General features: G+C 67.4%; 11 protein-coding genes, 3 tRNA genes and 3 pseudogenes. 5 read left to right on the top strand and 12 right to left on the bottom strand.

Annotated features, from left to right (window positions below; genetic code table 11):
- From ASC94_RS33855 to ASC94_RS23470, 5 genes and pseudogenes are all read right to left on the bottom strand, one after another.
- A pseudogene (locus tag ASC94_RS33855) lies at positions 1–215 on the bottom strand (EF-Tu/IF-2/RF-3 family GTPase); the annotation flags it as partial.
- 1 nt (position 216) lies between these two features.
- Positions 217–1,280: pseudogene (locus tag ASC94_RS23485) on the bottom strand (GTP-binding protein); the annotation flags it as partial.
- Positions 1,281–1,363: 83 nt separating this feature from the next.
- Positions 1,364–1,438, bottom strand: a tRNA-Thr gene (locus ASC94_RS23480).
- A 38-nt stretch (positions 1,439–1,476) separates the two neighbouring features.
- Positions 1,477–1,550 (bottom strand) — tRNA-Gly (locus tag ASC94_RS23475).
- Positions 1,551–1,599: 49 nt separating this feature from the next.
- Positions 1,600–1,683: transfer RNA gene (locus tag ASC94_RS23470), tRNA-Tyr, on the bottom strand.
- A 228-nt stretch (positions 1,684–1,911) separates the two neighbouring features.
- Between ASC94_RS23470 and ASC94_RS23465 the strand changes: the two genes are divergently transcribed.
- Complete coding sequence (locus ASC94_RS23465) at positions 1,912–5,169, top strand: EAL domain-containing protein (protein WP_056401403.1); 3,258 nt, start codon at positions 1,912–1,914, stop codon at positions 5,167–5,169.
- A gap of 74 nt (positions 5,170–5,243) precedes the next feature.
- On the opposite strand, the gene ASC94_RS23460 is transcribed toward ASC94_RS23465, so the two are convergent.
- From ASC94_RS23460 to ASC94_RS23440, 5 genes are all read right to left on the bottom strand, one after another.
- Positions 5,244–6,785, bottom strand: a complete 1,542-nt coding sequence (locus tag ASC94_RS23460; protein WP_056401400.1) for an HDOD domain-containing protein — start codon at positions 6,783–6,785, stop codon at positions 5,244–5,246.
- Positions 6,786–6,878: 93 nt separating this feature from the next.
- Positions 6,879–8,525, bottom strand: coding sequence for a tetratricopeptide repeat-containing response regulator (locus ASC94_RS23455; RefSeq protein ID WP_056401397.1), 1,647 nt, complete (start codon positions 8,523–8,525; stop codon positions 6,879–6,881).
- A 196-nt stretch (positions 8,526–8,721) separates the two neighbouring features.
- Positions 8,722–10,311 carry a DUF3369 domain-containing protein gene (locus tag ASC94_RS23450; RefSeq protein ID WP_056401395.1) on the bottom strand — a complete coding sequence of 530 codons (1,590 nt, stop codon included), beginning with the start codon at positions 10,309–10,311 and terminating at the stop codon, positions 8,722–8,724.
- A 157-nt stretch (positions 10,312–10,468) separates the two neighbouring features.
- Positions 10,469–11,494 (bottom strand): J domain-containing protein, encoded by a 1,026-nt coding sequence (locus tag ASC94_RS23445; RefSeq protein WP_082616774.1) that lies wholly within the window; start codon positions 11,492–11,494, stop codon positions 10,469–10,471.
- A 131-nt stretch (positions 11,495–11,625) separates the two neighbouring features.
- Complete coding sequence (locus ASC94_RS23440) at positions 11,626–12,780, bottom strand: class I SAM-dependent methyltransferase (RefSeq protein WP_056401393.1); 1,155 nt, start codon at positions 12,778–12,780, stop codon at positions 11,626–11,628.
- Between the two features lie 34 nt (positions 12,781–12,814).
- On the opposite strand from ASC94_RS23440, the gene ASC94_RS23435 reads away from it, so the two are divergent.
- From ASC94_RS23435 to ASC94_RS23420, 4 genes and pseudogenes are all read left to right on the top strand, one after another.
- A complete protein-coding gene (locus ASC94_RS23435; protein WP_056401390.1) occupies positions 12,815–13,621 on the top strand; it encodes an SDR family oxidoreductase in 807 nt (268 codons plus the stop codon).
- A 41-nt stretch (positions 13,622–13,662) separates the two neighbouring features.
- A complete protein-coding gene (locus tag ASC94_RS23430; protein WP_056401387.1) occupies positions 13,663–14,061 on the top strand; it encodes a dihydroneopterin aldolase in 399 nt (132 codons plus the stop codon).
- Positions 14,061–14,975 (top strand): tRNA 2-thiocytidine(32) synthetase TtcA, encoded by a 915-nt coding sequence (gene ttcA, locus ASC94_RS23425; RefSeq protein WP_056401384.1) that lies wholly within the window; start codon positions 14,061–14,063, stop codon positions 14,973–14,975. Before ASC94_RS23430 ends, ttcA begins: the two co-directional genes overlap by 1 nt.
- A 375-nt stretch (positions 14,976–15,350) precedes the next feature.
- Positions 15,351–17,748, top strand: a pseudogene (locus ASC94_RS23420) (membrane-bound PQQ-dependent dehydrogenase, glucose/quinate/shikimate family).
- Between the two features lie 35 nt (positions 17,749–17,783).
- On the opposite strand, the gene ASC94_RS23415 reads toward ASC94_RS23420, so the two are convergent.
- Together ASC94_RS23415 and ASC94_RS23410 are read right to left on the bottom strand one after the other, a co-directional pair.
- Complete coding sequence (locus ASC94_RS23415) at positions 17,784–19,544, bottom strand: M14 family metallopeptidase (RefSeq protein ID WP_056401380.1); 1,761 nt, start codon at positions 19,542–19,544, stop codon at positions 17,784–17,786.
- A 56-nt stretch (positions 19,545–19,600) separates the two neighbouring features.
- A complete protein-coding gene (locus tag ASC94_RS23410) occupies positions 19,601–21,205 on the bottom strand; it encodes a S41 family peptidase (RefSeq protein WP_157201553.1) in 1,605 nt (534 codons plus the stop codon).
- Between the last annotated feature and the right edge of the window lie 68 nt (positions 21,206–21,273).

Here is a 21,273-nt window from a genome sequence, read left to right as displayed (position 1 = left end):
TTGAAGAACGGGGTGTGACGGCCGCCTTCGTCTTTCGACAGAACATAGATCTCGCCGGTGAAGTGGTTGTGCGGCTTGATCGAGCCTGGCTTCGCCAGAACCTGACCACGCTGTACGTCTTCACGCTTGGTGCCGCGCAGCAGCAGGCCAACGTTGTCGCCGGCTTGACCCTGGTCCAGCAGCTTGCGGAACATTTCCACGCCGGTGCAGGTGGTNGTCTTCACGCTTGGTGCCGCGCAGCAGCAGGCCAACGTTGTCGCCGGCTTGACCCTGGTCCAGCAGCTTGCGGAACATTTCCACGCCGGTGCAGGTGGTYTTSACGGTGTCGGTGATACCAACGATTTCGATTTCTTCGCCGACTTTGATGATGCCGCGCTCAACACGACCGGTCACCACGGTGCCGCGGCCCGAGATCGAGAACACGTCTTCYACTGGCATCAGGAAGGCGCCGTCCACTGCGCGCTCTGGCGTAGGGATGTAGCTGTCCAGTGCGTCGGCCAGKGCCATGATGGCYACTTCGCCCAGAGGACCGGTGTCGCCGTCCAGTGCTTTACGTGCCGAACCTTTGATGATAGGCAGGTCGTCGCCTGGGAACTCGTATTTCGACAGCAGCTACTTCGCCCAGAGGACCGGTGTCGCCGTCCAGTGCTTTACGTGCCGAACCTTTGATGATAGGCAGGTCGTCGCCTGGGAACTCGTATTTCGACAGCAGCTCGCGCACTTCCATCTCAACCAGTTCCAGCAGCTCTTCGTCGTCGACCAGGTCGCACTTGTTCAGGAACACAACGATGTATGGAACGCCAACCTGGCGCGCCAGCAGGATGTGCTCGCGGGTCTGTGGCATTGGGCCGTCAGCTGCGGAGCAAACCAGGATCGCGCCGTCCATCTGCGCAGCACCGGTAATCATGTTCTTGATGTAGTCGGCGTGGCCTGGGCAGTCAACGTGCGCGTAGTGACGCGAAGCGGTTTCGTACTCAACGTGCGCGGTGTTGATGGTAATGCCGCGTGCTTTTTCTTCTGGTGCTGTGGCCTGGGCAGTCAACGTGCGCGTAGTGACGCGAAGCGGTTTCGTACTCAACGTGCGCGGTGTTGATGGTAATGCCGCGTGCTTTTTCTTCTGGTGCAGCATCGATCTGGTCGTATGCTTTGGCTTCGCCGCCGAATTTCTTCGACAGAACGGTAGCGATTGCAGCGGTCAGGGTCGTCTTGCCATGGTCAACGTGACCGATGGTGCCAACGTTCACGTGCGGTTTAGTCCGCTCGAATTTACCTTTTGCCATTTTAGACTCCTAACAATTTGATAAGTGTGCAGGGCACGCGCCCGACTGTCTGAAGATACTGCCGATATTGGTACTGCGAATTCTGGTGCCCTTGACGTGGATTGAACACGTGGCCTCTCCCTTACCAAGGGAGTGCTCTACCACTGAGCTACAAGGGCTGTATTTGTTGCGATGTACCACATAGATGCAAGCTAACTGGAGCGGGTGAAGGGAATCGAACCCTCGTCGTAAGCTTGGAAGGCTTCTGCTCTACCATTGAGCTACACCCGCGAGGTTTAGATCATCTTCACTACTATCACTCAGTTTTCTTGCAAAAACTTGGTGGAGGGGGCTGGATTCGAACCAGCGTACTCGAAAGAACAGATTTACAGTCTGTCGCCTTTAACCACTCGGCCACCCCTCCGCGAGGAACCGCAGAGTATGAAGCAACTTGCTTGACTTGTCAACGCTGTTTTGCAGTTCGTTTTACCGTTCTACCTGCAAGCTGCGATGTTTCGTCTGCTTCGGGGCGAGATTGTAATCACAAGAATGTGAATGTGCAAGTGTTGTTTTTAAGTTGAATGATTTCTTATAGAATCGACAGCATTCAAGGGCCGACCTTCAACGTACGACCGCCAAGACTGGAGCCAGTTTGGAAACACGAGTCCTCCCGCGCCGCTGGCGCCAGACGCTGCTGGCCAATGTGGCGCTGCTGCTGGTTTACGTCGCTGCCGGCCGGCTGGGCCTGGAAATGGCCCTGGGCGCCGCCTACGCCACCCCGCTGTTCCTGCCCGCCGGCATTGCGCTGGCCACCGTGTTCACGCTGGGGCCGCGCCTGCTGCCCGCTGTCGCGCTGGGCGCGGTGCTGGTGAACCTGATCCCGCTGGGCGTCTCGGGCGCGCTGACCTTCCCCGGCGGTTTGCCGCTGGCCGTCGCGCTGGCCTCGGGCGCCGGCGCCGCGCTGCAGGCCTGGGTGGCCATGCTGGTGCTGCGGCGCCTCATCCAGCCGGCACTGGGGCGCGGGCGCGACGTCCTCAGCTTCATGCTGCTGGCGCCGCTGCTGGCCCTGGTCAGCAGCACCGTGGCCATCGGCAGCAGCGGACTGCTGGGCACGCTGCCGCCGGCGGCGCTGCCGGTCAACTGGTTCACCTGGTGGCTGGGCGACACCACCGGCATGCTGCTGGCTGCGCCGCTGACCTGGATTGCCATCGGCCAGCCGCGCCCGCTGTGGCGGCGCCGGCGCTGGCTGGTGGGCCTGCCGTTGCTGCTGTCGACTGCGGTGTTCGTGGGGATCTACTTCCAGGTCGAGCATTGGGAAAGCGCGCAGCAGATGCAAACCTTCCGCCTCAAGTCGCAGCAACTGGGCGACCAGCTGCAAGCCCAGTTCAGCGAACACGAGCGCTTCATCTACGCCATGTCGAAAGCGCTCAACGATCCACGCCGCGCGATGGACGCAGGCGACTTCAGCAACTTTGCCTCGGGCTATCTCGACAAGCGCCCGGAACTGCTGTCGATGAGCTGGCTCAAGCCGCTCAGCCACGCGCAGCGCCCCGCCTACGAGCAGTGGGGCAAACAAGCCATCGTCCCGGATTTCGAGGTGCGCGAAGGCGCCGGCATCCGGCGCCTGCAACGCGCCGCCGACCGGCCGGAGTACATGGTGTCGACCTATATCGAGCCCATGAGCAGCAGGCGCTACCTGGGCATCGACTTTTTCAGCGAACCGGTGCGCAGCACGGCGGTGCGGCAAGCGCTGCGCAGCGGCCAGCCCACCGTCAGCGCGCCGGTGACGCTGTTCCGCCGCGGCGAGGAGCAGGGCATCATTCTGCTGCAGGCGGTGCGCGCGGCCGGCGACGACGCCGCCACCATCGGCATGCTGCTGATTTCCATCCACGCCGATTCCTACATCGAGCGCGCCATTGCGCAGGTAAACTTCCCGGCCCTGCAGGTGCGCCTGCAGGACATCAGCGGCCCGGCCCCGCAGACCATGCACGACCGCCTGCCGCGCGCGGCGCAGGCGGGCGACGTGCAGCGCCGCCTGCGCTTCGGCGGGCGCGACTACCTGCTGACGGTGGCGCCCACGGCGGACTACGCGGCGGCCCAGCGCGGCTGGCAGAGCTGGACCGTGCTCACCTGCGGCCTGCTGCTGACGGCCCTGCTGGGCGGCATGATGCTGCTGATCTCGGGCGAGCGCGTGCTGATCCAGGCGCAGGTGAAAGATGCCACCGCGCGCCTGCGCGAGCGCGAGGCCAGGCTGCAGGCCATCCTGGACAAGGCGGCCGACGCCATCCTCACCATTTCCAGCGACGGCGCCCTGGTGTCGGCCAACGGCGCAGCCGGGCGCCTGTTCGGCTACGCGCCCGAGCAAATGCCCGGGCTGCGCCTGGAGCACCTGCTGCCGGTGGCCGAAGGCGACACCGCCGCCGGCCTGCTGCGCAGCATCGCCAGCGGCGTCACCCACGAACACGAGGCCACCGGCTGGCGCAGCGACGGCAGCAGCTTCCCGCTCGCGGTCTCGGTGAGCGAAGTGGAGCTGCCGGACGAGCATTTGTTCGTGGCCATCCTGCACGACCTGACCGAGCAGCAGCGCGCCCAGGAACGCATCTACCGCCTGGCCCACCACGACCCGCTCACCGGCCTGGACAACCGCCTGTCGCTGAACCTGCGGCTGGACCAGCTGCTGGCCCAGGCCCGCCGCAGCCAGGCCGCCGGCGCCGTCATGTTCATCGACCTCGACCACTTCAAGAAGATCAACGACACCCACGGCCACCAGGTGGGCGACCTGCTGCTGATCGGCGTGGCCGGCCGCCTGCGCGAGCTGCTGCGCGAAGTGGACACCATCGCCCGCCTGGGCGGCGACGAATTCATCATCCTGGCGGGCAACAACGTCACGCCCGACAGCGCCAGCCAGGTGGCGGTGCGCATCGTGGAAGCGCTGAGCACGCCCTTTGTGCTGCAGGGTAAAACCATCCACAGCGGCGCCAGCGTGGGCGTGGCCATGTTCCCGTCCGACGGCGTGGACGGCCCCACCCTGCTGCGCCACGCCGACACCGCCATGTATGCCGCCAAGAGCCAGGGCCGCGGCAACTTCCAGTTCTTCGCGCCGGCCATGAACGCCGCCACCCACGAGCGCCTGCTGCTGGAAAGCCGGCTGTGGCAGGCGCTGGAGCAAAACGAATTCGAGCTCTACCTGCAGGCCCAGGTGGAGCTTGAACACGGCAGCGTGATCGGCGCCGAGGCGCTGCTGCGCTGGCACCATCCCGAACTGGGCATGGTGGGGCCGGACCGCTTCATCCCGATCGCCGAGGAATCCGGCCTCATCCTGCCGCTGGGCGAATGGGTGCTGAAGTGCGCGGTGCAGCGGCTGCGGCAGTGGCGCGACGGCGGCCTGGGCCATCTGCGGCTGGCGGTCAACCTGTCGGCACGCCAGTGCCACGGCGGCGCCCTGCTGCCGCTGCTGGACCGGCTGCTGGCCGAAAGCGGCATCGACCCTGCGCTGCTGGAGCTGGAGATCACCGAGTCGGCCGCCATGCAGGACCCCGAGCGCAGCCGCACGCTGCTGCGCGAACTGCGCTCGCGCGGGCTGAAGGTGGCCATCGACGATTTCGGCACCGGCTACTCCTCGCTCAGCTACCTCAAGCTGTTCGAGCTGGACCGCATCAAGATCGACCGCGGTTTCGTGAAGGACATCGAGAGCGACCCGAACGACGCGGTGATCGTGGCCGCCACCATTGCGCTGGCCCATTCGCTGGGGCTGGCGGTGGTGGCGGAAGGCGTGGAAACCGCCGCCCAGCGCGCCTTCCTGCGCAGCAAGGGCTGCGAGGAAGCGCAGGGTTATCTGTTCGCCAGGCCGGTGCCGGTGGCCGAGTTCGAGGCCCTCGCTGCGCAGGCACGGCGGGTTACGCTGTGCTAACCCGCCCTACGGCTTTGCCTCCGCCGCGGTGTCGTAGGGCGGGTTAGGCGCCTGGCGCCGTAACCCGCCGCGCGTCACGCCGGCGTCAGCGCCGCCACCACCTGGCCCTTGAGCGCGCGGATCAGCGAGGTTTCGTCCGGCGGCACGCCTTCCGGCGCCGCCTCGCGGCGGTCGGCGTAGAACAGGCCCAGCTGCACGCCCTGCACCACCAGCGGCAGCACGATGAAGCTGCGCGCGTCCGGCAGCAGCCTGCGGTGCCAGTCCGGCAGCAGGTCGCGGATCTTGGGCACGCTGGCGTCGGCTATCATCAGGTCGGCGTCGTTCTGCATGGCCAGGTGGAACAGGTCGCTGCCCGGTCCACCGGCCAGCGGAAAGGCAAAGCCTGCCATGCGCGCCGCGTGCTGTTCGCCAAACGCGATGCGGGCCCGGAACGTGCCGCTGCGCACGTCCCGCAGGCACACGGTGGCAAAGCGGAAGCCCATGCTGCGGTACAGCGTTTCCAGCACCGCCTGGATCACCTCGTTCACCTTGCAGCGCCCCGCTGCGCGCATCTGCGCCACCTCCTGCACGCCGGCCAGCAGCTGCTCGCGCGCGTTGTAGGGCTTGCCGCTGGCATGCTGGCCCTCGGACAGGCTGCCGCCAGCGTCCATGGTGGCCAGCAGCAGCACGTTGGGCAAGCCTTCCGCGCCCTCGTCCGGCGGCGGGGGCGCCTGCTGCAGCTGCAGGCTGTCGAGCAGCTCGTCCATTTCGCGGCGGATGGCGCCCAGCATGTCCTCCAGGCGCGGCCGCTCCAGCCCCAGCGCCGCGCCGTAGCGCTCGAACAGCGCCCTGACCACGTCCGGCGCCAGGGCGCCCGGCCGCACCAGCGCGCGCGCCGCGTCCATGCTGAAGGACACCACCAGCCGCACCCAGTCCTGCCGGTTCGCGGGCGGCTTTTGCACCGGCGCCGGCGGCAAGGCGCCGATCGAGCGCACGATCACGTCCGGTATCTTCCATTCGTTGAGGATGGCGGCCGACAGCGTGTCGTAGGTGCTGCCCAGTATCATCTGCGAGGCCTGGCTCGGCGTGTGCGCGCCGCCCGCCACCAGGGCATTGATTTCACGGTAGCGCTCATGCTGCTGGGAGGCGATCAGCAGTGGGCCGATGTTCTTGAACAGCGCGCCGATGGAGGCTTCCTCGGCGCCCTGGTAGGCGCTGAGGCGGGCCAGCTCGCGCCCGAACAGGCTGGCGCACAAGGCCGCCTCCAGCTCCACCCGCACGCTTTGCGCGTGCTTGCCGTTGTCCAGGGTGTCCACCAGCAGCATGGCCAGCGCGGTGGTCTTCACGTTATCGAAGCCGAGCAGGGAAATCGCGCGCGAGATCGTGGTGACGGCGATGCCGCCCACGCTGCGGTAGCGCGGCGTGTTGGCGATGCGCAGCACCTTTTGCGTGAGCGCCGCGTCCGACAGCACGTAGTAGGCCAGCTCCTGGGTGCCGCCTTCGTCCGAATCGACCAGCTGCACCACGCGCGCCACCGACACCCCCAGCGCGAACACGCCTTCGTCGCTGCACAGCTTCTTCAGCAGGGGGCCGCGCACCGGGCGCGGATCTGGATTCGGAGAAGACGCTGACGGCATGGAACTGGCTCCGATAGGGTAGGCAAGCGCGTAGGCCAGCGCACAGGCAAGCGGGTTGGCAAGCCATTGTAGCGCCGCCTGCCGCGCGGGGCGCTACATTGCCGCCAGGCGCCCCGGCCGGATGTTGTATTTCTTCAATATGTCCAGGTGCAGCGCGGACAGCGCGGTGAGCTTGGGGTTGACCGGGTCCAGCCGGCGCACGCTGGCAATCAGATTCAGCGCGTCCTGGCCCAGCATCTCGTCCCAGCCGGTGTTCTCCAGGCATTTGAGCACCGCCACGGCCGCGTTGAACACCACCTGGCCGTTCTCGGGCAGCTTGGCCACCGCTTCCATCATCAGCTCCACCGCGCCGCGGAAATCGCCTTCCTTGGCGCGCGCCGCCCCCACCGCCACCATGTCCACCACTTCCTGGCGGCTCTCGGCCGCCAGCTGCTGCGCTAGCTCGCCGTGGCCGGCGTCTTCCAGCACCCGCATGGCCTTGGCCATGGCGGCCGGGCTGCCGGCATTGCGCATCACGCCGCGCAGCACTTCGGCGGCCTGTTCCGGCTTGCCGCCTTCCAGGCAGGTGCGCGCCAGCTCCAGCCGCAAGTCGTTCGACAAGCCGGTGGCGCGGCGGCAGCCGGCCAGCGCGAAATGGATGGACTCCTCCAGCCGCGCCTCGTTGCCCGTGTATTCGTGCAGCATGGCCGACGAAATGGCGCTGCACACGGCGGTGTTGCGCTGCCCGGCCAGCGACTTGTCGAGGTCGCGGATCACGGCGGCGGCCTGCACCGGGTCGCCCTTGCGCACCAGCGCCGACACCAGCCGCGCGTGGTCTTCCGGGTCGCGGAATTCCGAGAAGCGGGCCTTGCTCACCACCTGCTTCCAGGCCTGCTCGGCGGTGTCCAGGTCGCCCGCTTCCAGCGCCACCTCCCCCAGCCGGCGCAGGCGGCGCACCGCGTGCGGCGACAGTTCCACCGCCGTGCTCAGCACGGCCTGCGCGCGGCTCCAGTCGCTGCCCACTTCATGGGTGCGGGCCAGCCAGTCGTAGGCGTCCAGGAAGCGCTTGTTCTGCTCCACCAGCGCCGCCAGCATGGCCTGCGATTCCTCGTGCGCGCCGCGCAGGAACAGGCACTTGGCCTGGCCCAGCCGGGCCCAGTGGATCTGCTTGCCGGCGTACAGCTCGGCATAGATGGGCTCGGCCAGCTCCGGCTCGCCCAGTTCCACGTGCAACTCGGCGCGCAGGCGCTGGAAGTCGGCCGCGTAGCGCGGCTGCTCCTGCTCGCCCGCCACGCAGGCGGCGATGGCGCCGCGCTGGTCGCCCAGCGTCACCAGTTGCCGGATGCCGGACAGCGCGTTGCGCTTGTCCAGCGCGCGCGCGATGCGCTCCAGCATATTGTCGGCCGTGAAAGGTTTCAGGATGTAGTCGTTCGGCTGCAGCTCGGCCGCGCTGACCACCTTGTTGAACTGGCCCTCGCCGGTGACCATGAAAAACAGCGTGGCCGGCTGGATCAGGCGGTGGTGGCGCAAATCCTCCAGCATCTGCTGGCCGTCCTGCCCGCCGTCCAGGCTGTATTCGCACAGCACGATATCGTAGGTTTTGCTCGACAGCATGCGCACTGCCTGGCCGGCGCTGCTGGCGTCCTCGATGCGGGTGACGCCGCACAGGTTGAGCATATTGTGCAAGCTGGCGCGCATGCCCGGGTGGGGCTCGATGATGAGCGCGCTGAGCGCGGTGCTTAAGCCCGGGAAGGGGTTCATGTCGGTGTCCGGAATTCGTCCGCGCATGGGCGTGGCGCAGGTGATGGCAGCGGCGCGCAGGGGTGCGGCGGCGGGCTGCCTATGGGCAAAGTATATTACGGACGGGTGAGAATTGGAGAGATTTGCGCGAATTTACGAAGCATTCCGGGCAGATCCGGCGCGCGGCGGGGCTGCCCCGCCACACCCGCCGGCCGTGCTACTTGGCCGACTCCGGCTGCTGGCCCAGCGTGGGGTCGCGCTCGATGACGTCCAGCAGCGCCTGCACCACTTCGGGATCGAACTGGCTGCCGTTGCGGGCCTTGATGTAAGTCATCACTTCCGGATAGGGCCACGGTTCCTTGTAGGGCCGCTCGTGCAGCAGCGAATCGAACACATCCACCACCGCCACGATGCGCGCCGAGAGGGGAATCTCGTGCCCCTTCAGGCCGTTGGGATAGCCCTGGCCGTCGAAATGCTCGTGGTGGCCGCCGGCGATCTCGGCGCCGAAGTGCAGATAGCTGGGGCCGTCCACCATGTTGGCGGCGCGCTCCAGTATCGTGCGGCCCACCTCGGCGTGGGTGCGCATCTGCACCTGCTCGTCCGGCGTATGCGCGCCCGGCTTGAGCAGGATATGGTCCGGCGTGGCCACCTTGCCCACGTCGTGCAGGATGGACGCCAGGCCTATCATGTCCAGCAGCTGCGGGGTCAGCTCGTCCGGATACGCGCCGCGCTCCTTCATGCGCGCGGCGATGGCCGAGGACAGCGCCTGCACCCGGCGCACGTGGCCGCCGGTGCCGCTGTCGCGGAACTCGGCCAGGTCGGCCAGCGCCACCACGGTGGCTTCCTGCGCCTTGCGCAGCTGGCCGAACATGTACAGGTTGTCGAACGCGGCGGCGATGCGCTGGCAGAACACTTCCAGCAGGTCGCGCTGGATCTGCGCCAGCGGCCAGGGCGGCGTGACGGAAATGGCCACTTCACGCTCCTGGGTGTGGATGAACAGCACGTTGGCGGGATGCTCGAACTGGCTTTTCTTTTCGGCGAAGGCCTTGGCGATGGTGGGCCACAGCGGGTGCGCCACCGGCATGCGCTCGTTCTCGGCCAGCGGTGCGTAGCTGCCGGTGGCGGCCACCACGGTGGCCGGGCCGTTCTCGCCCTGCATCAGGCACAGCACGCCGTCCGCGCCCACGTCCAGGATGGCCGACACCTGGTTCAGCACGCCCGAGGCGAACTCGCGCAGCGAATGGATCTGGTACAGATTGGTGGCGCCGGCCAGGATCTTGCCCAGGCCCACGCGGCTGCGTTCGAGCATGTTCAGGCTCTCGTAGGCGCGCAGCGCCGAGATCACCGTGGTAAACAGCTTCTGCGTGGTGAGCTCGGTCTTGGCCTTGTAATCGTTGATGTCGTATTCGATGATGACGCGCTGCTCGGGCGCCTGGCCGGGCTGGCCGGTGCGCAGCACCACGCGCACGATGGCGTTGTGCAGCTCTTCGCGGATGCGGCGCGCCAGCAGCAGGCCGGCGTCGTCGGTTTCCATCACCACGTCCAGCAGCACCAGGGCAATGTCGGGCGTGTTGCGCAGGATGTCGTAGGCTTCGCGCCCGCTGTAGGCCGAGAACAGTTCCAGCTCGCGTCCCTTGAAGCTGACGTTGCGCAGGGCCAGCCGGGTCACCGCGTGCACATCGACGTCGTCGTCGACGATCAGCACGCGCCACAGGCGCTGGTCCGGGGCAGCCAGTCCGACAGCCGGCGCTTCCTCTTCGTCCTCGTCGAGCAGCCAGTTGTCGTCTGCAGCGTTTGAATCGGTCATACGTTCTCCAAGGTCGCGCGATGCCGCGCGGATACGCTCTCCCGGCGCTGAATCTCTGGTTCCCAGCATAATCAGATTTTAATAGCCTGACAACCCCCGCCGTCCGCTGCGCCGCATCCTGGCAACAATGGCCGCGCCGGGGTGCGGCGCGGCGCGCTCAGCCGGCCTGCTGCCCCTTGCGGCGGCAGCCGGCCTTGTCGCCGGCCGGGTCGATATTCTGGTAGCGGATCTCGTATTTCCCGCTGGCCAGCTTGTCGACCACCCAGCTGTCGCGCGCCAGCACATAGGCGTAGCGCACGTTCGATTTGCGCTCCAGGTCGTACACCTTGATGAAGACGGGCGAGTCGTTGCCGCTGTTGTCCAGGGTAAGCTGCATGTCCTCGCCCTTGTTCTGGATCGGAAAGCCTTCCACGTAGCCGGAGCGCGCCGGCCACGGCTCGCCGTTGGGCGCCGCCAGCGCGGCGGCCTGGGCCTCGCTGTCGCAGTCGGCCGGGGTTGCGGCAGCGGCGGCGCCGGGCAGCACCACCTGGGACAGCGCCACCACCTTGATCAGCGGCGCGCGCAGCACGCCGCTCTCGGCGGCGTAGGGTTTCGCCACGGCCCAGCTGTCGGCCAGCGGGTCGGCCTTGGCGTCGGCACGGGAACCGTGCCCCGGCACGCCGGACGCGGCGGCGGACGAGGCGGCCACCGGCGCCGCCGCACTGAGCTCGCTTTTATTGCCCAGCGCGGCGGCCAGCACGGCCTGCAGGCGCGGCTGGCCGGCGGACATCACGCCGCCCACCCAGCCCACGACCAGGCTGGCGCCCAGCGCCACGCCCCATTTCCAGTTGCGGCGCCAGGCCGAGCGCACCGCGCGCGGCGGGTCCATGGGTTCGGGCCAGGCATGCTCGGGCCCGGCGTGGCGGGCCGGCTTGTGGCCGTCCTCGTGGCGGGTGCTTTCCAGCCACTCGATTTCCCACTCCTCGGCGGCGATCCACTCGTCGTGCTCCTTGCGGCGCTGCGGATCGGCCAGGGTGCCGTAGGCGCTGTTGAGGATGGCCATGATGCGCGCCGCCTTCTCGTCGCCCGGATTCTTGTCCGGATGGTATTTCTGGCTGAGCGCCTTGTAGGCGGCACGTATGACTTCCTGCGGCGCCATGCGCGCCACTTTCAGGTTGTCATAGTGAGTGTGTATCTTTCCCATCGTTCCATTAACTTTTCGACAAGCGCGCCGCGACGGGGGACCGCGCTGAATCGATCATCATAGCTGATTCCGGGCTGGCTATCCCATCAAACACATGATGAAAAGCGTGGCAATTCGGGCAATGCCGGGGATTACAGCCGGTGGCTGCGGTCGGACGCGGCCAGCGCAGGCGGCAGCGCCACATTGTTGCCTATGACCAACACCTTGAACAGCTCGCCCATCTCTGCCGGGGACAGCAGGCGCTGCAGGGCGTTCGCCTGCGGCAGATACGCCTTGGCATCGGCCGGGTCGGTGCGCAGCAGCAGCTCGCCCACCCCGGCGCCGATCAGGAAGGAAGCCTGGTTCATATACGCCAGCACGGCCGCGCCGGCGTCCTGCGCGGCCAGCGCCATGGCGGTGAAGTCCACGTGGGCGGTGATGTCCTGCAGGCCGGGCAGGTAGAACGGCTCGGCGTGCGCGTGGTGGCGGTAGTGGCACATCAGGGTGCCCTTGTCGCGCTGGTCCAGGTAGTACTCGTGGCCGGGGAAGCCGTAGTCGAACAGGAAAGCCGCGCCGCGGCCCTTGGCCACCATGCGCGCCAGCGTGGCCATGAAGCCGCAGGCGGTGCCGTGCAGTTCGGTTTCATAGCCTTCCGGCAGTGCGGCTTCCGCCTCGGCGCCGATCTGGAAGGCCAGCTGCCGCTGCAGCTCCCCGCCCAGGGCTTGCTCCTGGTAGGCGAAGCTGCCCGCTTCGATGGTCACGTGCAGCTCGCGCCAGCCGGCTGCGGTCTTGCGCACCAGGTGCACCGGCATGGCGTCCAGCACCTCGTTGCCGAACACCACGCCGTCCCACGCATCGGGCAAGGCGTCCAGCCACACCACCTGCGGGAAAGCGCGCAGCTTTTCCTGCTGGCGTGCGCGCAGCTCGCCGGACAGCTCGACAATGGCGTACTGCTCCAGCGCCACGCCGGCCGCCGCCAGCTCGCTCAGGATGTCGAAGGCCAGCTTGCCGGTGCCGGCGCCGAACTCAAGGATGCGCGGCGCGCTTTGAGCGATAATAGCGGCTGCCACCTGGGCCAGCGCGGCGCCGAACAGCGGCGTCAGCTCGGGAGCGGTTGTAAAATCGCCATCCTTGCCCAGCTTGGCGGCGCCGCCGCTGTAGTAGCCCAGGCCGGGCGCGTACAAGGCCAGCTCCATAAAGCGGGCAAAGGGAATGGCGCCCGGCGCGCGCGCGATGTCGGCGGCGATCAGGTGCTGCAGGGCGTGGGACGCGGCCAGCGCGTCGCTAGAAGGTGCGGGTAGGGACATCCCGGCATTTTAAACAATTTCGACGGAACCATTCATGACTCAGGCAGAGAACTCGGCGGTGCCCATGCCCGCGGCGGCCGCCACGGCCGCGCCGGTGGCGCTGGTGACCGGCGCCGGGCGCCGCATCGGGCGCGCCATCGCGCTCGGCATGGCGCAAGCCGGCTGGGACGTGGCCGTGCATTACCGCCACTCGCTGGCCGAAGCGCAGCAGGTGGTGGCGCAGATTGCCGCCATGGGCCGGCGCGCCGCCGCCCTGCCCTGCGACCTGGCCGACGAGGCGGCCGTGCGCGCGCTGCTGCCGCAGGCGGCCGCCGCGCTGGGGCCGGTGTCCTGCGTGGTCAACAACGCCTCGCTGTTCGACTACGACAGCGCGGCCGACTTCACGCTGGCGCGGCTGGAGGCGCACATGGCGGCCAACGTGGCCGCGCCCATCCTGCTGGCGCAGGCGCTGCACGCGGCCACGCCGGACGGCGCGCAGGCGGCGGTTTTGAATCTGCTCGACCAAAAACTGTACAATCTCAATCCCGACTTCCTGTCCTACACCTTGTCCAAGGCCGCGCTGCATACGGCCACGACCTTGCTGGCCCAGGAACTGGCGCCGAAAGTGCGCGTGGTCGGCATTGCGCCCGGCATCACGCTGGTGTCCGGCGACCAGAGCGAAGCAGGCTTCGCCAAGGCGCACACGCAAACGCCGCTGGGCCGTTCCAGCACGCCGGAGGACATCGTGGCCGCCGTGCTGTACGCGGCCGGCGCGCGCGCGCTGACCGGCACCACCCTGCTGGTGGACGGCGGCCAGCATCTGCAGGCTTCGCCGCGCGACGTGATGTTCCTCGCGAAATAATTCGCGAAACAATATTTATACTCTTTACTGAAAGTTCAACCATGCTGTCCGCCCTGACCCACCCCCGGCTCCAAGACTGCCGCCGCCTGTTCCTGCGCAACTACGAAGTGCTGATCAACATCGGCGTGCACGATTTCGAGAAGAAGGGCGAGCAGCGCGTCCTGATCAATGTGGACCTGTACATCCCGCTGGCGCTGTCGACCCCGAGCGCCGACGAGCTGCACGAAGTGGTGGACTACGATTTCATGCGCGACACCATCGCGCGCCGCATGGCCGAAGGCCATGTGCACCTGCAGGAAACCCTGTGCGACGATGTGGTGAAAGCCATGCTGTCGCACCCGCGTGTGCGCGCCGTGCGCGTGTCGACCATGAAGCCGGACGTCTACCCGGATTGCGAAGGCGTGGGCGTGGAAGTATTCCAGATCAAGGACAACGTGTAATGAACGCAGTCATGGACGCCCCGGCCGGCAAATCGGCCGAAAAGATCGCGCTGGAAAACAACAAACTGCACAAGCGCCTGTGCCGCCTGGTGGGCCAGGCCATCGGCGACTTCAACATGATCGAGGACGGCGACAAGGTGATGGTGTGCCTGTCCGGCGGCAAGGACAGCTACGCGCTGCTCGACATCCTGATGACCTTGCGCGAGCGCGCGCCGATCAACTTCGAGATCGTGGCGGTCAACCTGGACCAGAAGCAGCCCAACTTCCCGGCCGAGATCCTGCCGGCCTACCTGGACAAGCTGGGCATTCCCTACCACATTGAAAACCAGGACACCTACAGCATCGTCAAGCGCCTGATCCCGGAAGGCAAGACCACCTGCTCGCTGTGCTCGCGCCTGCGGCGCGGCATCCTGTACCGCGTGGCCGACGAGCTGGGCTGCAACAAGATCGCCCTCGGCCACCACCGCGACGACATCCTGGAAACCTTCTTCCTCAACATGTTCTTCGGCGGCAAGCTCAAAGGCATGCCGGCCAAGCTGGTGTCGGACGACGGCAAGCACATGGTGATCCGCCCGATGGCCTACGTGAAGGAAGCCGACACCGAGCGCTACGCCGAAGTGAAAGGCTTCCCCATCATCCCGTGCGACCTGTGCGGCTCGCAGGAAAACCTGCAGCGCAAGCAGATCAAGAACCTGATGCGCGAATGGGACAAGAAGCACCCGGGCCGGGTGGACAACATCTTCTCGGCGCTGTCGACCGTGGTGCCGTCGCACCTGATGGACCGCGACCTGTTCGGCTTCCAGGACATCAAGGCCAACGGCGAAGCCAACCCGCTGGGCGACATCGCCTTCGACGAAGAGCCTTGCTCCACGCCGGCCACCCTGCCCGGCACCATCCCGCTGCAATCGCTGTAATCGCTGTAACCCCTGCCCCGTGGCGACGCCTTGCGCCGCCACGTCCTCCGACACGATCCCCCTCCCGCCTGCGCTTCGCCATTCACGCTTGACACCGGCCCGCCAAACGGTCTGCGAGATGGGCGCCCCCGCCATCTCGCGCCGCCTGCCGGTGAAAACGCGGCGCTGATCAGCAGTGAACCGCTTTCTGGAACGCATGGCACAAACCGCCACCACGCCTACCCCGGATCGGCACCGCCGATGCATCTTTCAGGCAAGCTCGCGCCCCCGCCGCGGACTTTACGGCACGATCCCTGCACTACCAGCGGGGAAACCATGCAGACACTCAATAACGCCAGCCGCGTGCATGCGGCATCGCTGACCGGCGCGCTGCTGATGCTGGCCGGCCTGGCACTCGGTGGCGGGGGCCTCTGGCTGCTGTCGCTGGGCGGCAGTGGGTATTACTTCGGCGCGGGCCTGGTTTTGCTGGCCACCGGCCTGGCGCTGTGCCTGCGCTCCGCCTTTGCGCTCTGGCTGCACGCTGCGCTGCTGGCGGCAACGCTGGCCTGGGCGCTGTGGGAATCCGGCCTGGACTGGTGGCCGCTGGTGCCGCGCCTGGACCTGCTGTTTGTCGCCGGCGCCGTGCTGCTGACGCCATGGATCACCCGGCGGCTGGACCGCGAGCGCGCAAAGCCGGCGCTGCGCAGGCGCGGTTGGCAAGCGCTGCTGGCAGTGGAGGCCGCAACCGCGCTGGTCTCGCTGGCCGCGATGGCCAGCGATCCGCACCTGCGCGAAGGCAACTTTGCCGTCGCCGCTGTCAACGCTCCCAGCGCCGCCGCACCGGCAGCATCAGGAGCAACTTCCGCATCTGCCGCATCTCCGACAACGCCCGTGCCAGACGGCGACTGGCACGCCTACGGCCGCACCGGCTATGGCCAGCGTTATTCGCCGCTGGCGCAGATCACGCCTGCCAACGCGGCCCGCTTGGAACCGGCATGGCAATTCCGCACCGGCGACGTGCGCGGCCGGCCCGGCGACCCGGTCGAAACCACGTTTGAAGTGGCGCCGCTGAAAATCGGCAGCCGGCTGTTCCTGTGCACGCCGCACCAGTCCGTGATCGCGCTGGACGCGGCCAGCGGCAAGCAGCTGTGGCGCTACACGGCCATGGAAAGCACCGGCCTGGCGCTGCAGCACCTGACCTGCCGGGGCCTGTCCTACCAGCCGCCGCGCCCGGCCCAGGCAGCGTCCGCCACGTCCGCAGCATCGGCCGGCCCCTGCCGCCAAACTCTTCATGCCTACCGCCGACGGCCGCCTGCTGGCGCTGGACCCGGACACGGGCGTGCTGTGCCCGGCCTTCGGCAAGCGCGGACAGGTCGACCTGTGGGCCGGCATGCCGAACGTCCAGCCCGGCGCCTACTACGCCACGTCGCCGCCGGTGGTCACCAGCAAGTACGTGATCATCGGCGGCACCGTGCTCGACAACGCCTCGACGCACGAGCAGTCGGGCGTCATCCGCGCCTACGACATCGACAGCGGAGCGCTGGTGTGGAACTGGGATTCGGCCAGGCCGGACGCCACCGCGCCCATTGCGCCGGGACAGACGTACACGCCGAATTCGCCCAACAGCTGGTCGGTCGCCAGCGTGGACGAGACGCTCAACCTGGTCTACCTGCCGATGGGGAACCAGCCGCCGGACCAGTGGGGCGGGCGCCGCTCGCCCGAGGTGGAGCGGCATTCCTCGTCGGTGGTGGCGCTCGACCTGGACAGTGGCAAGCTGCGCTGGGTGTTCCAGACTGTCCATCACGACCTGTGGGACTACGACGTGCCGGCCCAGCCCACCCTGGTGGACCTGGCCATCGGCGGCGCCACCGTCCCGGCCCTGGTGCAGCCGACCAAGCAGGGCGAGCTGTTCGTGCTGGACAGGCGCACCGGCCAGCCGCTGCTGCCGGTGCACGAAACGGCCGCCCCGCAGGGCGCCGCGGCGGGCGACAGCACTGCGCCCACGCAGCCGCTGTCGGCGCTGTCCTTCGATCCGCCGCCGCTGCAGGGCAAACACATGTGGGGCGGTACGCCGTTCGACCAGCTGTACTGCCGCATCGCGCTCAAGCGCCTGCGCTACGAGGGACGCTACACGCCGCCGTCGGTGCAGGGATCACTGATCTATCCAGGCAATTTCGGCGTGTTCAACTGGGGCGGCGTGGCGGTCGATCCGGTCCGGCAGATGGTGTTTGCCACGCCGGTGTATCTGGCCTTCACCTCGCGCCTGGTCCCGCGCAGCAATGACACCGCGCTGCTGGTGCAGGGCAATGCCCCGCCGCACGGCATGCTGCCGAAACTGAACGAAAACCTGGGGGCGCCGTTCGCGGTGAAGCTCGAGCCGTTCACGTCGCCGCTGGGCATACCGTGCCAGCAGCCGCCGTGGGGCTACGTGGCGGGCGCCGAACTGCGCACCGGCAGGGTGGTATGGCAGCACCGCAACGGCACGGTGCGCGACTTGTCGCCGCTGCCGCTGCCGTTCAGGATGGGCGTGCCCAGCCTGGGCGGCCCACTGCTGACTGCGGGCGGCGTGGGCTTCCTGTCCGGCACCATGGACAACTACCTGCGCGCCTACGACAGCGCCACCGGCAAGCAGCTATGGCAGGGCCGCCTGCCGGCCGGCGGGCAGGCCACGCCGGTCAGCTATAGCGTGGACGGCCGCCAATACATCGTGGTGGCCGCCGGCGGGCACGGCTCGACCGGCACCAAGGCGGGCGACTATGTCATGGCGTACGCGCTGCCGAAGCAGGTGCCCTGACACAAGGCTGGTGCCGCTGGCGCGCGCCGCCGCGCTCAGCGCACCACGGCGCTGCGCAGCACGGGGTACAGCTTGAAGCGCTCGTCCCACGATGGGTGGCGGCGGGCGAAGAATTCCAGGCGCTGCGCGGCGCTGGCAGCGAACGCAGGATCGGCCAGCTTGCGCTTGAACTCGGCCGCCACGGCCGGGTCCTTCAGCTGCTCGCGCGCCACTTCTTCGGCCACGTATTCTTCCATGTACTCCTTGCGCTCGAAGGCGTTGTTGAAGACACCCCAGGCCAGCAGCGAGTCCGCGCTTTCCGGCTCCAGCATGGTCATCACCAGGCGCGACCTGGCCTGGGCGATGGGCACGAACAGCGCGCCCTTGCCCACCTCGCGCGCCTCCTTCTGCCACGCGCCCTCCACCGCCAGCGCCTGATGGCCTTCAAAGGACTGCGCGCCGAACTTGGTTTTCTCGGCGCGGAAGGCCTCCACCTCCACCTTGCCCAGGTCCGCGTCCAGCACCTTGTAGGCAATCCCGTGCTGCTTCAGCTTTGCGGCCACCATGGAGGCCTGCGCGGCCGGCACCAGGTAGCCGCCGGCCGGCGCCGCCACCTGCAGGTTGGGCACCACCTCGTCGCGCAGCGGCACGGTCCAGGTCTGCGGCTTGCTCTCGTCGTAGCGGGTCCACAGCGCGCCGGACACGTCGGACGGCGTGCGCGTATATTCGTAGCCGGCGAACTGGATCATCTTCGTGCGGTCGGTGGTGCGGTAGCTGAGCGGCACTAGCTGGTTGCCCAGGTTGAGCGCGCGCGCGTCCGCCTCCTGCGCGAGCTTGCGCCACTCGGCGCCGTGCTGGGCCACCTGCGACAGCAGCGACACGATGGTGTTGCGCGTGATGCGCACGCGGGTCGGATAGTCCTTCCACGAATGGGTTTCCACCAGCATGGCGAAGCGGTTACGCAACGGGAAGTAGCCGGTGGAGAAACGCGGCGCAGCCATGCTGTCCTCGAAGCCGGACTGCGGATCATCGGTCTTGGCGAAGGAAATGTAGAAGTGCTTGGGATCGGAGCCCTGCTTGCGCAAGTCGTCCATCACCGCGTCGCGCAGCGCCACGCCGGCCGGCATCAGGGCCGCGTCGCCGCCGTGCACCGGCTCCACCTGGATCGACACGTCCGGCTGGAACTTGGCGCCGTCGGTGACGTGCAGGTCGATATAGGCCAGCGGGTCCCAGGCGTTCACCAGCGCCAGCATGGCCTGCATTTCCGGCGCGTCGGCCTTCACGTAGTCGCGGTTCAGGTTGTAGTTCTGCGCCGTCGTGCGCCAGCCCATGGCGGCCGGGCCGCGCTGGTTGGGACGGTTCCACTCGCCGAAGCGCTCGTGGCCGTCGACGTTAAACACCGGCACAAACAGCAGCACCTGCTTGTCCAGCGCACCCGGGGCTGCCTTGCCTTCCAGCGCTTCGCGCAGGGCCAGGAAGCCGGCGTCCTTGCCGTCGATCTCGCCGGCGTGGATGCCGCCCTGCACCAGCAGCACCGGCAGGCCGCGCTGTTTTGCCTGTTCCGCCGTCAGCGCGCCGGTGCGCGACACGGCCAGCGCCAGCATCGGCCGGCCTTCCGGCGTGCGGCCGAATTCGAAGCAGCGCACCTGCTTGGGATAGGCCTGCTGGAAGGCTTTGCACAGCTGCTGCACCTCCTCGTAGCGGCCGGTCTGCTGGAAGCCGGAGCGCTCCGAGACAGTGACCAGGGAGGTGGGCGCGGCGGCGTGGGCCAGGGGCAAGGCGGCGGCAAGGGCGAGCAGCAAGGCACTACGTTTCATGTATCGGAACTCCGGCAGTTAGGTGGCATGCGCCAAGGGAATGCAACAGCCGGAAATTATAGACCGATAATGGAAATCTCTTTACCCATAGGGCGCACCGGCACCAACGCGGGCGCGGCGGCGCTGGAGCGGATGAGCGTCCCCTGCGCCATTGCCGGGCAGCTGCCGCTGCTGCGGTGCTGCAAAGCGGCCGACAGCTGGCCTTCGGCGGGGTCGCCCAGGTCGCGCCCAAAGTCGTCAGCCACGCGGCAGGTCGGCGCGAAGCCATCCGCGTAGTCGCCAAAGCCCTTGGCGTTAACGCCCTGGTACTGGATGGTGAAATAGGTGACGCCGCAATTCTGCTGCGGCGTGAACGCGTAGGGCTTGCCGCAGGTTTGTTCGCCGATCAGGTTCACTTCCACGCCGATGCCGCGCAAGCCGTTGATCAGCGACTCGCTGGCCGAACAGGTGCCGGCGCTGGTCAGCATGCTTACGCGCTTCAGGTTCAGCGACGGCAGCGCTTGCCCCGGCTTGGCGGGGTCCGGCGCGGTATAGCCAACCGCCGTGCTTTTGAACAGCAGCGGTGACTTTGGTTTCATCTTGTCGTTGCCCGTGGTGAGCTCGAACGTCTGGCCGGCAGTCTGTGCCGGCCCGGCGACCATATAAGCCAGCTCGCTGGCGATGTTCAGTTGGCCGCCGCCGTTGTAGCGCATGTCCAGCACCAGATCGACGACACCGGCATCCTTGAGCTGCGTGATGGCCTTGATCAGCATGTTTTCCGACGCGCCAATATGGTCGCTGAACAACAGGTAACCGACTTTGCCGGTGGGTGTATCAAGCACCGACACGCCGCGTACGGGCGTCTCCATCACGACAGCCGAGGTCATGCTGGCCTCCACTATCTGCGCGCCGCGCTGCACGGTCAGCTTGTGCTGCTCGCCCGCCTTCACAGGAAACAGCGCCGCGTTAAACCTTGCTACCAGTTCAGCGCCGGTACCGTTGACGAAGTCCTCGCCGTTGACCTTCATCAGCTGATCGCCGCGCCGCAGGCCCGCCTTGTCCGCCGCCGACCCCGGCTCCACGGTCGCCAGGCGCCAGATACGCGGTACCGCACCGTTCTGTGCCCAATGCGTCCCATAGCCCAGGTTGCCTCCCTTCGACATTTCCTCCCATTTCGCGGTCGGGTAACTGAAATGGAAACGGTCCTTGGGCCGGCCTCCCGGGGTCAGCAGCGGCGTTTTCAGGACGTTGAAATAGTCGACAGGGTTGGCATAATTGCCCGGCACCAAGTCGGTCGGCACTTCCTTGTACCAGAGATATGTTTCCTCAGTAAACAGGCGCAAGAAGGTGCGCTCATCCTCCAGCGTGCCTTGTACATCCGGATAGCCAGGCCCGCGCGGTTTCTCGCAGTGGTTCCAGATTAGAACGACCGGCGGCAGCGTCGGGGTCACCGGGGGGGTAATCGGAGGAGTAATCGGGGGCTCAGGCGTGACCGGCGGCGGCGTGACGGGAGGCTCGGGCGTTACGGGCGGCGTGACCGGGGGCTCGACCACCGGCGGGGTCACCGGCGGTTCCGGCGTCACCGGAGGAGGCGTTTCTGCGGGATGATATTCACTACTGCCGCAGCCGGCCAGACCGGCGAGCAACATCACGGCAAGGGCCTTGGCTGGGAAAGAAGTCATCACGCGATTATAGTCGGCAAGCAACGCCCTTCACTCGCCGAAGTGCAACGAATTGCAACCAAAAAAAA

It is taken from the genome of Massilia sp. Root418 (assembly GCF_001425265.1).
In the GTDB taxonomy this organism is placed as follows: domain Bacteria; phylum Pseudomonadota; class Gammaproteobacteria; order Burkholderiales; family Burkholderiaceae_D; genus Rugamonas.
This window is presented reverse-complemented; position numbering and strand designations above follow the sequence as displayed.

Excerpts from the sequence above, each read along its gene's own strand:
- ASC94_RS23460 (WP_056401400.1), bottom strand. The coding sequence starts at position 6,785 with ATGCCGTCAGCGTCTTCTCCGAATCCAGATCCGCGCCCGGTGCGCGGC.
- ASC94_RS23455 (WP_056401397.1), bottom strand. The coding sequence starts at position 8,525 with ATGAACCCCTTCCCGGGCTTAAGCACCGCGCTCAGCGCGCTCATCATC.
- ASC94_RS23450 (WP_056401395.1), bottom strand. The coding sequence starts at position 10,311 with ATGACCGATTCAAACGCTGCAGACGACAACTGGCTGCTCGACGAGGAC.
- ASC94_RS23445 (WP_082616774.1), bottom strand. The coding sequence starts at position 11,494 with ATGGGAAAGATACACACTCACTATGACAACCTGAAAGTGGCGCGCATG.
- ASC94_RS23440 (WP_056401393.1), bottom strand. The coding sequence starts at position 12,780 with ATGTCCCTACCCGCACCTTCTAGCGACGCGCTGGCCGCGTCCCACGCC.
- ASC94_RS23435 (WP_056401390.1), top strand. The coding sequence starts at position 12,815 with ATGACTCAGGCAGAGAACTCGGCGGTGCCCATGCCCGCGGCGGCCGCC.
- ASC94_RS23430 (WP_056401387.1), top strand. The coding sequence starts at position 13,663 with ATGCTGTCCGCCCTGACCCACCCCCGGCTCCAAGACTGCCGCCGCCTG.
- ttcA (WP_056401384.1), top strand. The coding sequence starts at position 14,061 with ATGAACGCAGTCATGGACGCCCCGGCCGGCAAATCGGCCGAAAAGATC.
- ASC94_RS23415 (WP_056401380.1), bottom strand. The coding sequence starts at position 19,544 with ATGAAACGTAGTGCCTTGCTGCTCGCCCTTGCCGCCGCCTTGCCCCTG.
- ASC94_RS23410 (WP_157201553.1), bottom strand. The coding sequence starts at position 21,205 with ATGACTTCTTTCCCAGCCAAGGCCCTTGCCGTGATGTTGCTCGCCGGT.